At 51.8% G+C, this 13469-nt stretch carries 7 protein-coding genes; 6 read left to right on the top strand and 1 reads right to left on the bottom strand.

Translation table 11 applies throughout. From position 1 onward, the window contains the following. The first annotated feature begins 1 nt into the window (after nt 1). On the top strand, nt 2-5590 hold the full coding sequence (locus D3791_RS06675; protein ID WP_172511686.1) for an ATP-binding protein: 5589 nt from the start codon (nt 2-4) through the stop codon (nt 5588-5590). A 221-nt stretch (nt 5591-5811) separates the two neighbouring features. Here the strand turns inward: D3791_RS06675 and D3791_RS06670 are convergent, their stop codons facing one another. Beyond that, nucleotides 5812-7404 (bottom strand): DNA cytosine methyltransferase, encoded by a 1593-nt coding sequence (locus D3791_RS06670; RefSeq protein ID WP_216847364.1) that lies wholly within the window; start codon nt 7402-7404, stop codon nt 5812-5814. 717 nt (nt 7405-8121) lie between these two features. Between D3791_RS06670 and D3791_RS06665 the strand changes: the two genes are divergently transcribed. From D3791_RS06665 to D3791_RS06645, 5 genes are all read left to right on the top strand, one after another. Beyond that, the gene (locus tag D3791_RS06665; protein WP_172511684.1) at nt 8122-9171 is read left to right on the top strand and encodes a nucleoside hydrolase; all 1050 of its coding nucleotides are present in this window, start codon (nt 8122-8124) and stop codon (nt 9169-9171) included. Nucleotides 9172-9287: 116 nt separating this feature from the next. Then, the gene (locus tag D3791_RS06660; protein WP_172511683.1) at nt 9288-10094 is read left to right on the top strand and encodes an ECF transporter S component; all 807 of its coding nucleotides are present in this window, start codon (nt 9288-9290) and stop codon (nt 10092-10094) included. Between the two features lie 7 nt (nt 10095-10101). Beyond that, complete coding sequence (locus tag D3791_RS06655; protein ID WP_172511682.1) at nt 10102-10860, top strand: energy-coupling factor transporter transmembrane component T family protein; 759 nt, start codon at nt 10102-10104, stop codon at nt 10858-10860. Continuing rightward, on the top strand, nt 10857-12251 hold the full coding sequence (locus D3791_RS06650; RefSeq protein ID WP_172511681.1) for an ABC transporter ATP-binding protein: 1395 nt from the start codon (nt 10857-10859) through the stop codon (nt 12249-12251). Before D3791_RS06655 ends, D3791_RS06650 begins: the two co-directional genes overlap by 4 nt. Nucleotides 12252-12395: 144 nt before the next feature. Then, on the top strand, nt 12396-13469 hold the full coding sequence (locus tag D3791_RS06645; protein ID WP_172511680.1) for an alkene reductase: 1074 nt from the start codon (nt 12396-12398) through the stop codon (nt 13467-13469).

Here is a 13469-nt window from a genome sequence, read left to right as displayed (position 1 = left end):
AATGTTGAGTATTATCGGAGAAGCCATTGGTCGCACGGCCGCGGTGGTATCGGGAAGTATCGCTATGTATCTTCCGGAGGGAGTCGATTACGAACTAGCGGCCTCTATCGTCAGCGCCGCGAATTCTTTGCGTGCTACAAATAGTTCATTGGATTCCTATGACCCGGAAGTTCTTGCATCTAATCCGAGCTATTCTATTTTGGTTTCCTCAACTCCCGTTCGGAAGATTATTGATGGTTGCCCAGTAGTCACTCCGAATGAGTCGCTAATGTATCGAAAAGACGATCGATTGACTGTACTTTTCAACAATCCTACCGAACTTGCATCATTTGATAATTCAACACGGACTGGCATGTCACAGGATTACCCGAATAATCTGGGTAGGTTGCTTACGCTTGATCGTCTTTCCAAGAATATTCTGGATATTCTAATTGAATCTGCAGAAATAAAAAGAATAAATAATGCAGACCGATTAATCTTGTGTAAAGAGATCGAATCTGCTCTTGCGATACTCATCAACATCTTCCGTGCTTTCGGTGGGGCAGAGAAGTGGAATGTCTCGTGGTTCCGCGCCGTCGAGACGGGGCTTCGGGGGTTCTCTAAGACCATCAGAACTATGCAAAATACCGATCCTGTTTGCCGATATGCAGATCTTGCAACTTGGGTGTGGCCTGCTTTTGGTTTGCCTCAGCCTAAGGATCGGATGTCTTCTGAGAAGCGTTGGAAGGACATCTGTGATGCTTATCAGAGCAACTGGCAAGACGCAGAACAAGCTACCGTCAGTATCCATCAGTTAGCTTCTCACCCCGACACGAATACTCCAGTACACCTTCTGGCTGACGGCGACTGGATGCAGTATGATCTGCTCATCGCTAGGGAAGCAAACATACCATCGGCATTCCAGCGCTTCATCTACGATAATGATTTGCTTGAGGCACTTCACGACACAACGCACGATCAGTTTGTAAATCCAGATCGATCACAAAGTGAAATTTTACTGCCATATTTAAGCGATGAAAACGATCTTTCGCCTGTTTTTAACGAAAGTTCGATCAACGTAATTCAGGCTGAACTGAATGAATCTGAAAAAGGTAAAGTATTTCTGAGATCCAAAACCCATAAGATTATTGTTCCAATTTCAGAAGACTTCCCTATTTTGATGAATCTAGATTCTATATTCTCCGCTAAGTTTGTTGGAAATAAAGTCGAGTGGCACCAAGAAGAAGTGGTTCAGACCGAAGGAGCTCTCATTCTTTCAGGTCATTTTCTCGTGAATATTTCGAATAAAGACGGGGAGACCTTGCATGGTGAACAGAATCTAACCATAAATATTTCGGACGTATCTTTACATAGTTTTTGCAACCTCTCCATGCCAATTAAAGTGATAATCGTTCCCGCGGGAACGGATTTGGTTTTACTATTCCCGTACCAGAAGAGCAAACTGCGGCGAGTGTTATTCGATGGATCAACATGCTTTGATTCCGACAAAGGCGTGTTTAGGGATCATGCACCTTATTCAATCGAGATGAATACCGGCCTAACGAAGGCAGAGGTATTAGTGCAATCCGCTCAATCTCACCCTGTGTGCAATCGACGAAAAATGCAGTTTGTTTCGAGTGGTTCTGATTTATATCATGATTGCATATCAGTAAGTGGCGCTTCCACAATAGAGATTGAGGGTAAAGAATATCATCTGGTTCCTCCTGCGCGTTCCAATAAACATCAATCACCGGTAGTAGCTGCAGCAGAAAAACTTGTCGCTACCGTTTCAATGCCGGAAGAGCTAGATAATTCTCTTTGTGCAATGTATGAAAAATACGTAATTCGCAATTTTAAAAAAGCTATTGAATCGAATTCGACTAATCTTGGACATGTATTTGTCCCCGAGCACGAAATATATGATTTCGGCGACTTTATTGAAGACTCTAAAGTTCTCGCGTTCGTAACTGATGGTCTTCGCGAAAAGTTTTCTTTAAATCCGCAACTCAAAGTCGCTTCTTCGATATTAGAATCTGAAGAACTGAGAAGGTTTATTGTTGCATTCGAGGAACTCGAGATTCTTGAAAGTTGCGGACTGAGTGAAGGTGAAGACTCAAGCCTTATCGCTCCTTCGAAAGTATCTTGGAAGCATCTACTAGGAGATAAACGACAGGAATTAGATGAATACCTGAATTCTTACGCTGCACTAATAGAATTCGCTGAGGAAGAGGCAGATCCTTTTTCTCTTTTCTGGGTGACTTACCCGTTTAGCCTTGTAATTTGGGACGATAGCGACCCGAATATGTATTGTCGTTCGGTATTTTTGAGCCCGCTTCATCCACTTCGTCTTTGTTGGCTAGCTGGAATTGAAACGACATTGTGGGAGTCTACAATAGGCAAGTCGTTCATGGGAACTATTGAAGGATGGAATTTACCAGTCACAGGTCCAGCCGAATCAGATCACTCCAGACTCATCGCAGCACCCATGGATCCAGGCCCTGGACAGTTGTTCCTAGGCTGGTCGATGATGGTACCTATCTCCTCCGGAAGAGCAACCGCATTGCAAACAGTTGCGACTTCGGGCAAGTACACAGTCCCAGGATGTTCCGTAGGCGGCCTAAATGGTCAGGTTACGCGCTCTGCGCTACGAACTTTCCGGAGAATCACTCCTTACGTGAACACTTTAGTCGTTGATATAGCATCCAATTCCAAAGCAGCAAGGCTTCCAGAACTTGACGAAGCGCTATTATCGACAGCGAAAGAATGGATTGCGGATTCGTATTCCCCGCTTCTTGGAGGTATTCGTGTACATGATTCGGCTTGCAGAATGGGACCGCCACCTCAGCATGCCCTGGAAGCGTTAATTGAGAACTATCCCGATATTCCCGTCGTATGGCGGCGCTACGATAATGATGAAGTTCAGAGAACTGTCCGCTCGAACGTCAGGTTACTGAACGATTCTGCAAGCCTTATATCATACTCTGCACAGTCGTCAACATCTTTTGGGGTTCTTGGTCCAGTCCCATTGAAACGCCATATTGTTGGCGTGGCCCGTGGTACGCAAGGATATCGAACAGAAATGTTCCCATTAATTGCGGGCGGTTCAACTGATAACGCGTTCGCTCGTGCCCTGTCGAGAGCTGAGGGTAGCAACCGTGGGTTCGCCCTGTTTAGTCAACCATCAGCAGAGATTCTAGAATCAGCGTCTGCAGATTGGACTGTTGCGGGGGAGGCTTTCACTAGCCCACATGCTCTTGTCTCAATGCTGCAGGGCGATGGCTCGGCGAAGCAAATGCTATGGGAATGGCGGCCGCCGTTCTTGGCAGTGGAGTCCAAACGTGAGGATCTCGCTGTTCAGGACCGCCCTTATATTACTATCAGCCGAATATCAGGTCTCTTTAGATCAGAGCTAGAAGCAATGATTTCTAAGGCTACTGAGTCGAATTCCGCCAGTGTCAAAGTTGATTCTGTTTTATCTACCTTAGGTGCAAGAGGAATCGGCCTATCAACGTTGCTTTCGAATGGCGGAAGTCAAACGGCCGGAGCTATCGGATTCTACGCTACATTGGCTTTGAGCAAGACTCTACAAAACTCGACCGATCCTACATTCATCCTGCCCATAGATTCTTGCGATGCCTTCTTGCGAAAACTTTCGGGCAATCCCCAACAGAGCGAATCGAACAGACGCGCTGATCTTCTATTGGTAAAGATTTCGAGGAAGAGAATCATTCTTTCACCAATTGAGATTAAGTGTTATGGGCTCGCAGGTGAATCACCTAGTAGGATATTGCCTGGGCTCAGCGACGCGAGCCTTGCCGACGCGAAGAACCAGCTTTTATCGAGCATGGATCTTTTAGATAAATTGTCCAATAAATGGCAAGAGATATCCAATGGTGAAAATGAAGCTGATAAGTACCTTTGGGCAAATGGATTCGCGTCATTATTGGAAGCCGCCTCAAAGATTCAGCCGCTAAAACTCGAAGATGCTGGTTTTGTCAGAGATCGCCTATCTGCTGTAGCCACTGGGGAATTCGAACTAGCGACTGGCAGCGGAATCATTGCTTACTTCTCAAATATTCCACGACGTAGTTTGCAGGCGGACAAGTACTACTCCATTGAGTTCGATAAAAAATCTAGAATTTCGCTCTTGTCCTGCCAAACCGGATACGCATTATCAAATGCGGACAACGAATATTCAAAATTATTTACGGATTGGCAACAGGTTGTATCGGACGCAACCAACATACAAGGACCAACGGATAAGCCAGAAATTGATACGCCGGTTGTTGAGCCCTCTGTGACTCAAACTGCACCAGATACTGACCAAAAGGATCGAGATATATCCGAATCGACAAATGGCAGCGGAACTTGTGACGCCGGATCGAACAACCCGAGTAAAAGTGACCGTGGAGTAATAGACTCTTCCTCGGTTGATTCGAATAAATATATCGGAGCACAAGAAGGTCAAGCGTTTCCGCAAGATCTGAATGATGGTGTTCGAATCAATGTTGGCATGCTGCTTGATACCATGCAGGAGTCGCCCGCCTGGTACGCGCCAGGCGACACGAGATTGAATCAGATGAACATCGGCATTGTCGGCGATCTGGGAACTGGCAAGACTCAAATCATAAAGACATTAATTGCCCGAATTCGAGAAGAGTCTCGAAATACTCAGCATAAAGCTACGAGTTTCTTAGTCTTTGACTATAAGAACGACTACCAAGATCCTGACTTCCTTGAGAAAGTCGACGGTGTTGTGCTTCAGCCAGAGAATATGCCATTGAACATTTTCGCGCGGTCAAAGAAATCTGGAATCAATAACCGTCGCCGATCGATGGAATTTTTTGACGTGATTCAGCGGATATACCCTGGAGTCGGTCCAGTCCAAAGACAGCGGTTTGCAGAGGCAGCAGGATCTGCCTTCGAAGAATGCACAAACAGGGACCCTGTTTTAGGAGAGATTCTTGAGCGATACATGTCCTTAGGTAGACCGGACTCAGTTAGTTCGATTCTTTCTGATTTCGTCTATGGAAATATCTTCACGGAAGACCCGACGGAAATTCGTTCATTCGAAGATTTGATGTCGGATTCCGTTGTAGTAGTAAATCTGCATGGACTGGGCTCTGACCAGACGATGAAGAATGCTATAGTAATACTTTTTCTGAATCTTTTTTATGATTACATGAAAAATACGACCAAGGTCTCTCCACGTCCCGGAGCTAATATCCCCAGTGTACGGCATATTGAGTCTTACCTTTTGGTCGACGAAGCAAATAATATTATGAAGTACAATTTCGATGTACTGCAACAGTTGATGCTTGAAAGCCGAGAATTTGGATTTGGCGTCATTCTCGCTTCTCAATTCTTGAGCCATTTTAGTAGTTCGAAAATCAATTATGCAGAACCCCTTAATACCTGGTTTATTCATAAGGTTCCCGACGTCACTGGAAAGCAGCTGGCGCAGCTTGGTCTCCCCGAGGCGGATGACTATACAGCGGATAGGATTAAATCGCTTGAGAACCTGTGCAGTTATTACAGTTCGTATGGGTATCGTGGTCGCTTTATTAATGACAACTCGTACTACAAGTTATATAGCAATTTAGGGGAGTGAATGCCAAAAGTGAAGTGGGCCTCCATTCGCTCTGTGCCTAATCTGATTCGCTGCAAATCTAAGCGCACGGCCGAGGCAAATTGTCTGCACCGTTAATAGCAGGATGGAGACGTTGTCTTTGCCACGGATACTGCACAGGGTCGTTTTTTCACGGATAAATCACCAAGCGATTCGGTCCGCCGTCAAATAGTCTGAATTAAGTTCTTAGAGTGACATCTGACTTACCATCGTCTCTTTAGGCTCTCTGTTTCAATGGTTTCAATTCGTTCGAGAATGGTGTTAATGGATGTGCCGGCAGCGCGTGCGAGAAGTGGTGGGACCGCGTTTCCAGCTTGAGTGTACTGAGGCACTTCAAACTTACGGTTCATGCCGCCAGTAGTAACTTTGGATTTGAATTCAAACGAGTCTGGGAAAGACTGAAGACGTGCTACTTCGCGAACGCTGAGTGTTCGGAGTTCAGTTTCTGAGTAGTGGCAGCAGTCATCAGGTATGGATAGCGCCGCTGGCGCCGGCGCTGAGCGAACCAGGGCTCTTTGTGTGTGCTTCTTGGTTTTGAGCTTCTTGAACAGATCGACAACTTCGTTCATGTCCCGCGGCGTTCGTAAAGAATTTCCCTCAAATAGGAATTCCTCTTTAAGTAATGGAGCTGTAAGTATTTTTAGAACTTGAGGGTCATTTTCGTTGCATATTGCGCTAAAAAGGGACCTAATTCCAACATTCTCTAATACTTGATATACTCTGAAGCGTTGTTTCACTTTGTTTGTGTGTTTGCGAAGCTGAGTATTTGTTTTGGTGCTTGACAATTTGTGTCCAAATAAAATGTTGATTTTCTGGACATAACTTGATTGAGGTGATTCGCTTTTGGAACTGATTTCTAAATCTTGAAGCGCGGACTGGGATGGAACCCATTCGGTTGACGTTCGGTGGGTGAAAAAAGATCCAAAAAGATCACCTAAGAAGAAACCTGCGTCTGCTGAATTGCTGACATCCCAATACTTCATCTGATCCCATCGAAAAGAACTTGATAGGGATTCCAGGGCTAGTTCGAGTGCTTCTTTTTCAGCATCATTCAAAGGTGTGCGCAATAATTTGTCGAGCACATCACGGCGTAGGGCCAGCATAATAAACCTAGGACGATTTTGCGGTAAACCTACGTATTTGGCGTTCACATGGATGCAGATAGGTGCGTATCCGATTGATGCAAAAGCCTTTGATACTTCTATCCAGGCGTGGAATTCATTTCCACCCTCTTTGAAAGCTCGGAGAATTCCGCTGACATTTTCTAGAAGCGCGATTTTGGGTCTGGTCAGTCCCACAAAGCGAGCGAACTCCCATGGCAGGCGGTTGCGGTGATTATCTTTCTGCCGAAGTCCAGCCATGCTGAAGCTCTGGCAGGGAGGCCCCCCAGACACAAGATCTACGGTCAGCTTGTCCTTAAGAGGAATGTTGGCGTTTAGCTCTTGTTCAAGGAACTCGTTCAGTTGAACGATGCTTCCAATAATGAGGTGCCGACCATGAACTAGGTCCTCGTCGTTAATGTCAGAATATCCACCGGCATCTGCTGTCCGCGTTTCGTAAGGATTCTCCCGTAGACGCTTATCGAGATTGTCGATGGAATGGTTTGATGCGAGCCACGAAACTTTATTGGAACCAGCCGATGTAGTTTTAGACAAGTCAATACCAAGATGGTTCAACGCAAAAGTTTCAGCAGCCATTGGAGATAACTCGTTGGCCAAGACGAGGTCGAAATTTTTTGATTGCAAGCCAAGCGACATGCCGCCACAACCGGCAAACAATTCAATGAACTGTCTCAAGTTACCTTCTTCATGCACATACATCAGAGTTCTAATGATCGTCTACGTCTGCCTCAGACGGCAAAAACTGATGATCGGTGGTTGAAAAGTCAAATGCCGAAGTCCCACACGGAAGCGAAGTCTTTGACCCGTGCTTCTATTTTACGTGCTTATGCGACCGAAAGCCGCAGGGTGGGATCTCATAGGTGATTGGCGCATGTACTTAGTATGTTCGAGAGGCCGCATTTACTAAGGACTGTATCTGACTGGTCGTATGGTGTAGCCAAGGATCCACGAACGAAATTATGTCTTGAACGCCGCAACGTTGGACGCGAGAATATAATGATGTACTTTGCCCCTTATGTTCTTCGCATCAGGTCAGAAATGCGCGAACGGCTCGATTCTACGTATACGGTGGAAACTTGACCAGACAAAGATTCTGAAGAAGACTTCCTGCAGTAAAATCCGTACTGATTGGAGTTTACGCATGTCAGCGGTGGATATGAAATAGAAGAAATAAGGCTGATCCTACTAATATCACCTTTGCCGAGAACCGATTGCGGTAGACGAACAGACGAAGTTATGACGCGGTCGTTCGTATTGAGGAAAGGTTCAAATAATTAAAGGCTGAATGTGAAGCGGATACTCCTGGCTTCTGATTAGTGATTTGAAGAATCCAAGTACGTGTGTCAAGTGCATACTTTAGAGACAACCGAATTGGAGATACATTTGAAGCGTATGCGACTAGTGCTTGACTGCGACACCGGCATCGATGATGCCTTAGCGCTGGCGTATCTGAGCTCGCTGGACCATGTACAGTTAGAAGCTGTCACCAGCACTCCGGGCAACGTTGATGCTGAGCAGGTCGCGGTGAACAATCGCGCACTGCTTGCGCTCTGCGGGAATCCGGACATTCCAGTGCTCATTGGTGAGCGCGAGCCTCTAGAAATTCCGTTGGTGACTACGCCGGAAACCCATGGACCACAGGGCGTAGGGTATGCGACCCTTCCAGAACCTGCAGACCCAATGCCAACGGATTTCGACGCCATCGACTATTGGATCGAAGCTGCGCGGGGCAACCCGGGCGAACTGACTGTCCTCCTCACCGCGCCACTGACCAACTTCGCCCTTGCGCTTCGCCGCGAACCACGTCTTCCCTGGTTGCTGCGCAAGGTGGTCATCATGGGCGGTGCCTTCTATTACCAGGGCAACACCACGCCTACGGCCGAGTGGAATACTCATGTGGACCCTCACGCTGCAAAGGAAGTCTTTGCTGCCTACAAGGCCGCGGCTGAGCAAGGATTGGATTCCTCGAAGCTGCCGATTGTCTGTTCTTTGGACACCACGGAGCGCTTCGAAATGCAGCCGGACTTCCTGACGAAGCTCTCCATTGAAGCCGGATGCGCTGAACCGGAAATTGTCCAGGCGAGCGACCCGGAGGGCACATTGAGCAAATCCTCGAATCCGTTGGTGCGCTATCTCTCCGACGCCCTGCGGTTCTACTTCGAGTTCCATCGCCAATACGACCAGGGCTATATCGCCCACGTGCACGACTTCTTTGCAGCCGGTGTGGCCGCCGGCACGCTGGACTACGAGACCCGCCCCGCAACGGTGGACGTAGAAACAGATTCACCATTGCTCTTTGGTACGACAGTGGCTGACTTCCGCGGGCTGTGGGGCAAACCGGCGAATGCACAAGTGGTCGTGGCAAATAATCCCGAGGCGGGATTTGCCGAGCTGGTCCAACGACTCGGTGCGCTGGCAAGAAAACTCAATGAGAATTCCTGAGCGCAGGCAGGTGGGCTAGAATCTTCTACCGGGTCGAGGTGACATAGACCCGCCATTCGCGCGTTGCGGGAGCAATCCTGCGCGCAATTAACTCGTATACCCAAGATTGCCTCATCATGTCACCGAATCTTCTCTTGCCCGAAGCATCACCGACCCAGCTCCTGCGCCGCCGGGTGCTCGGCGCCGCGGGAACCCTGCTTCTCGTTGGAACTTACCTGTTTCTGGTCATCACCCAACCAGCGGGAATCGTTGAAGGGCTGGGCCAGGGAGTTGCTCTGGCAACTTTCGCCGCTTACCTGATCGCTGCCATGCTGCTGCTGCTCGCAGTCCTGCCGGATCTGCCAGTTTCTGCCCTGACGCTGATCCCGGTCGCCCTGGCGCTGAACATCATCCTGGGCCAATTCGTCGGATCCGTCATGATCCCGCTCTACCTGGATTCCATCGGCACCGTATTGGTGGGCTTCCTGGCCGGACGCCGTGCCGGTGCCGCCACCGGTGTGCTCAGCACCCTGATCTGGTCGCTGTTCGCTCCCACTGTCCTGCCATTCGCAGCCGGAGCCGCGCTGGTCGGTTTCCTTGCCGGAACTGCCGCCCGCTACGGAGCCTTGCGCCGGCCCTACCTTGCCCCAATCGCCGGTCTGGTTTCCGGTGTGCTGGTGGGCGTGGTCTCTTCCCCAGTGGCTGCCTTCGTTTACGGCGGCACCTCGGGAGTCGGTACCGGCGCAGTAGTTGCAGCCTTCCGTTCCATGGGTGATTCGCTGCTCTCCGCAGTCACCAAGCAGGCCCTGATCTCCGATCCGGGAGATAAGGCCATTGTCTTCCTTATTGCGGCACTGCTGGTCTTCGCCCTGCCGAAGCGCCTGAGCGGTTCCTTCGAATTCATCCGCCGCTACAAGGTGCTAGGCAAGAGCGGAAACAAGTAGTACACCGATGAAGCGCCGCATCACCGAGTTGCACCCTTTTACCGTGCTTTGCCTCGCAGTGTTCACGGTTGCCGTAGCCACGGCTGCCAACGTATGGTGGCTGAGCTGCGCGGTGATAGTCCTGTGCATGGCCATTGGCGCGGTGGCCGGCAAAGCCCGCAAACTCGCGGCGCTTAGCGGTGCAATCATGCTTCCAACCCTGCTGTCCTTGCTGATGATTCATGGACTGGCATCCCGGGATTCGTCTCCGGTAATTGCTGCCTGGGGACCAATCAGCCTGACGCGTGGGGGAGTAGAGATTGCAGCGGCATTGGCTTTGCGCACAGCGGTGCTGGTGGTGGTCGGCTTGCTCTGCGGTTTGCTCATCGATAAGCACCAACTGGTGGCAGCCATTGATTTGTCTCCCGCTCCACCGCAGGCGGGATACCTGTTGGCATCCACGTTGTTCCTTCTTCCGCAGATGATGGAAAAGCAGCATGCCATCGGCGAAGCCCAAGCCTTGCGGAAGGCAGGGACCGGCCGTGGGTTGGCCGGGTGGCTGCAGCGCCTGAGGCTGCGTGCTGTGCCTCTGGTACTTTCCTCGGTGCAGGATGCCCATGACCGTTCGGTTCATCTGGCCGCGCGCGGTTTCCCGGCCCGCGGTGAGCACAGCAGATTGCGCCTAGTCGCAGACTCGCAGATCCAGCGGGGCGTGCGCTGGGTTGCCCTGCTGAGCTCGGTGCTGGTGCCGGTAGCGATTCTGATGCCATTCGGAGGAGCCGCATGATGGATATGGATCACCGTGGACACGCCGGAACCACCGCGGCGCTGCACCTCAGGCTGGGAAGCTTCCGCTACGCAGACGCGGATCGCGATACCTTGCGCGCAATCGAGCTGGAATTATCTCCGGGGTCCCTGACTGTCATTGCGGGGGATTCGGGTTCCGGGAAGTCCACATTGGGCGAGGTGCTGGCCGGCATGCTTCCGCGGCCGGGAGCCGATCGGTGCGAGGGACCACTTATCCTGGCGGGTCAACGGATTGATTATTCGCCGGAGCATTCGGCGCGAATCGACGTCGCCGGCTGGGCCAGGCACGTGGGATTGCTGCCCCAGGATGCCGCTCTCTACCTTTCGAGGATTCGCCAGACAGTTGCAGAAGAGCTGGTCTTCGCGCGGGAGAACGAAGGAATGCCCCGCGAAGAGATGACAGAGCTCATCACCGAGCTTTCCACGCGGCTGTCTCTGGAACATCTGCTGGAACGCGACCCCTCCAAGCTCTCAGGAGGCCAGGAACGATTGGTCGCGCTGGCGGCGTTGTCCGCTGCCAAGCCGTCCATCCTTGTACTGGATGAACCGCTGGCCGGGTTGGATTCCAAGGCTACGGTGGCGGTGACCGCGATGATCACGCGGCTGCGCGCCGCGGGCACCGCGATTGTGGTGCTGGCTCGGACAACTGAAGCATGGGAAGCCGAAGCGGATGCCCTGTGGAAATTGGTGGACGGAACGTTGCGGCCTGTGGCTGAAACGGCCAGATCTACTCCGTTCCCTTCCAAGCGAACTGATACATCCGTCGCAGCAGGCTCCTCCAAGCCCCTGCTGGCCTTTACGGGAGTGCACCTCGGATACAAGGGTGCAAGTGTCCCGGTCATCTCCAACCTAGATCTCGAAGTCCATGCAGGAGAATGCGTGGGGCTGGCCGGTGCCAATGGGACGGGCAAGACTACCCTGCTCAAGGCTGCCGCGGGCCTGCTCAAGCCAGTTGCCGGCAAGTTGCGGGTGGCAGCTGATTCCGGGATGCTCCTGCAAAATCCTTCGGATCAGTTATTCGAGCGAACGGTAACTCGTGAGATTGCCTTTGGCCTTCCCAAGAAGGGACTCCAACGCGCCCGGGTCCCGCGAATTCTTGAGCAACTGGGTTTGGCATCCTATGCCCAGACCCATCCTTATGAGCTGCCGGCTTCGGCCCGACGGCTTGTTGCCTTGGCTACCGTGCTGGTGCGCGAACCACGGCTGCTGCTTCTTGATGAACCAACCGAGGCGCTGGATTCGGCGGGGCTTCAAATCCTGAACGAGGTCATCGATTCGATGCTTGAACGCGGGGGAGCGGTGCTGTTCTCTTCCCATGATGAGCAGTTCATGGCGCGCACTGCCGATCGGGTGCACAGAATGCCGCGATAACAGCGGGGAAACTGCTCACTGGACCTTGTTCAACAGACTGCCCTGGCCGTTAGCCAGCTCATATTTCCAGCCGAACTGGAATACCTCCACGGAAAACCTAGTTGGACTATGCAACTACAAATTCCACTTCAGGAGTCTTATCCCATGGATCTGTTTTCCCCTCTCGCCCTCGGCGACCTCAAGCTGTCCAACCGCTTGGTGATGGCACCGCTCACCCGTTCCCGCTCGGGCAAGGACGGCGTGCCCAACGCTGATGTAGTCGAGTATTACCGCCAGCGCGCGTCCCTGGGTCTGATTGTCAGCGAGGGTACCTACCCGAGCTTTGCCGGCCAAGGATTCGTCCGCCAGCCGGGCCTGGTCACAGATGAGCAGATTGCCGGCTGGAAGAAGGTCACCGACGCGGTGCACGCCGAAGGCGGCCTCATCGTCGCCCAGGTCATGCATGCTGGCCGCGTCACCCACCCGGAAACCACCGGTGTCGACTACGTCGAAGCACCCAGTGCCATCGCGGTTGAGGGCGAGTCGCGCACCTACACCGGAAAGCACGCCTACCCGGTTCCGCATGCACTGGGTTTTGAAGAACTCCCACGGATCATCGAGGAATTCGTGACTGCTTCGCGCAACGCCATCGCCGCCGGATTCGACGGCGTGGAGCTTCACGGTGCCAACGGCTACCTGTTGCACGAGTTCCTGGCTCCTTCGGCCAACACCCGCACCGATAACTATGGTGGCTCCCCGGAGAACCGGGCCCGCTTTGTCATTGAAGTAGTGACCGCGGTTGCCAACGCCATTGGCGCCGGGAAGACCGGCCTGCGCATTTCGCCGGAACACAATGTCCAGGGTGCGCTGGAAAACGATCGCGCGGATGTGCTGGCTACCTACACCGCGCTGGTTCGGGGCATCGAGCCACTGGGGCTGGCCAACCTGAGCATCCTGCACCATGACCCAGCCGGCGAGCTCGTCCAGTCGCTGCGCAAGGAATTCGGCGGACCGGTGCTGCTGAACACCGGCTTCGCAGAGATCACCACCTATGAGGAAGCCGCTCGCGTGGCTGCCGAAGGCTGGGGCGAAGCCGTTGTCGTGGGCCGCCCTGCGATTGCCAACCCGGATCTGGTGCGCCGCTGGAAAGAACAGCTGCCGCTGAACGAACCGGATTTCGCGACCTTCTACACCGAAGGTCCCAAGGGCTACATCGACTACCCGTTCTGGGAGAACTGA

Origin of the sequence: Glutamicibacter mishrai, assembly GCF_012221945.1 — a bacterium.
In the GTDB taxonomy this organism is placed as follows: Bacteria; Actinomycetota; Actinomycetes; order Actinomycetales; family Micrococcaceae; genus Glutamicibacter; species Glutamicibacter mishrai.
This window is presented reverse-complemented; position numbering and strand designations above follow the sequence as displayed.

Coding starts and splice junctions, on each gene's coding strand:
- D3791_RS06650 (WP_172511681.1), top strand. CDS start 10,857: ATGATGGATATGGATCACCGTGGACACGCCGGAACCACCGCGGCGCTG.
- D3791_RS06665 (WP_172511684.1), top strand. CDS start 8,122: ATGCGACTAGTGCTTGACTGCGACACCGGCATCGATGATGCCTTAGCG.
- D3791_RS06660 (WP_172511683.1), top strand. CDS start 9,288: ATGTCACCGAATCTTCTCTTGCCCGAAGCATCACCGACCCAGCTCCTG.
- D3791_RS06655 (WP_172511682.1), top strand. CDS start 10,102: ATGAAGCGCCGCATCACCGAGTTGCACCCTTTTACCGTGCTTTGCCTC.
- D3791_RS06675 (WP_172511686.1), top strand. CDS start 2: ATGTTGAGTATTATCGGAGAAGCCATTGGTCGCACGGCCGCGGTGGTA.
- D3791_RS06645 (WP_172511680.1), top strand. CDS start 12,396: ATGGATCTGTTTTCCCCTCTCGCCCTCGGCGACCTCAAGCTGTCCAAC.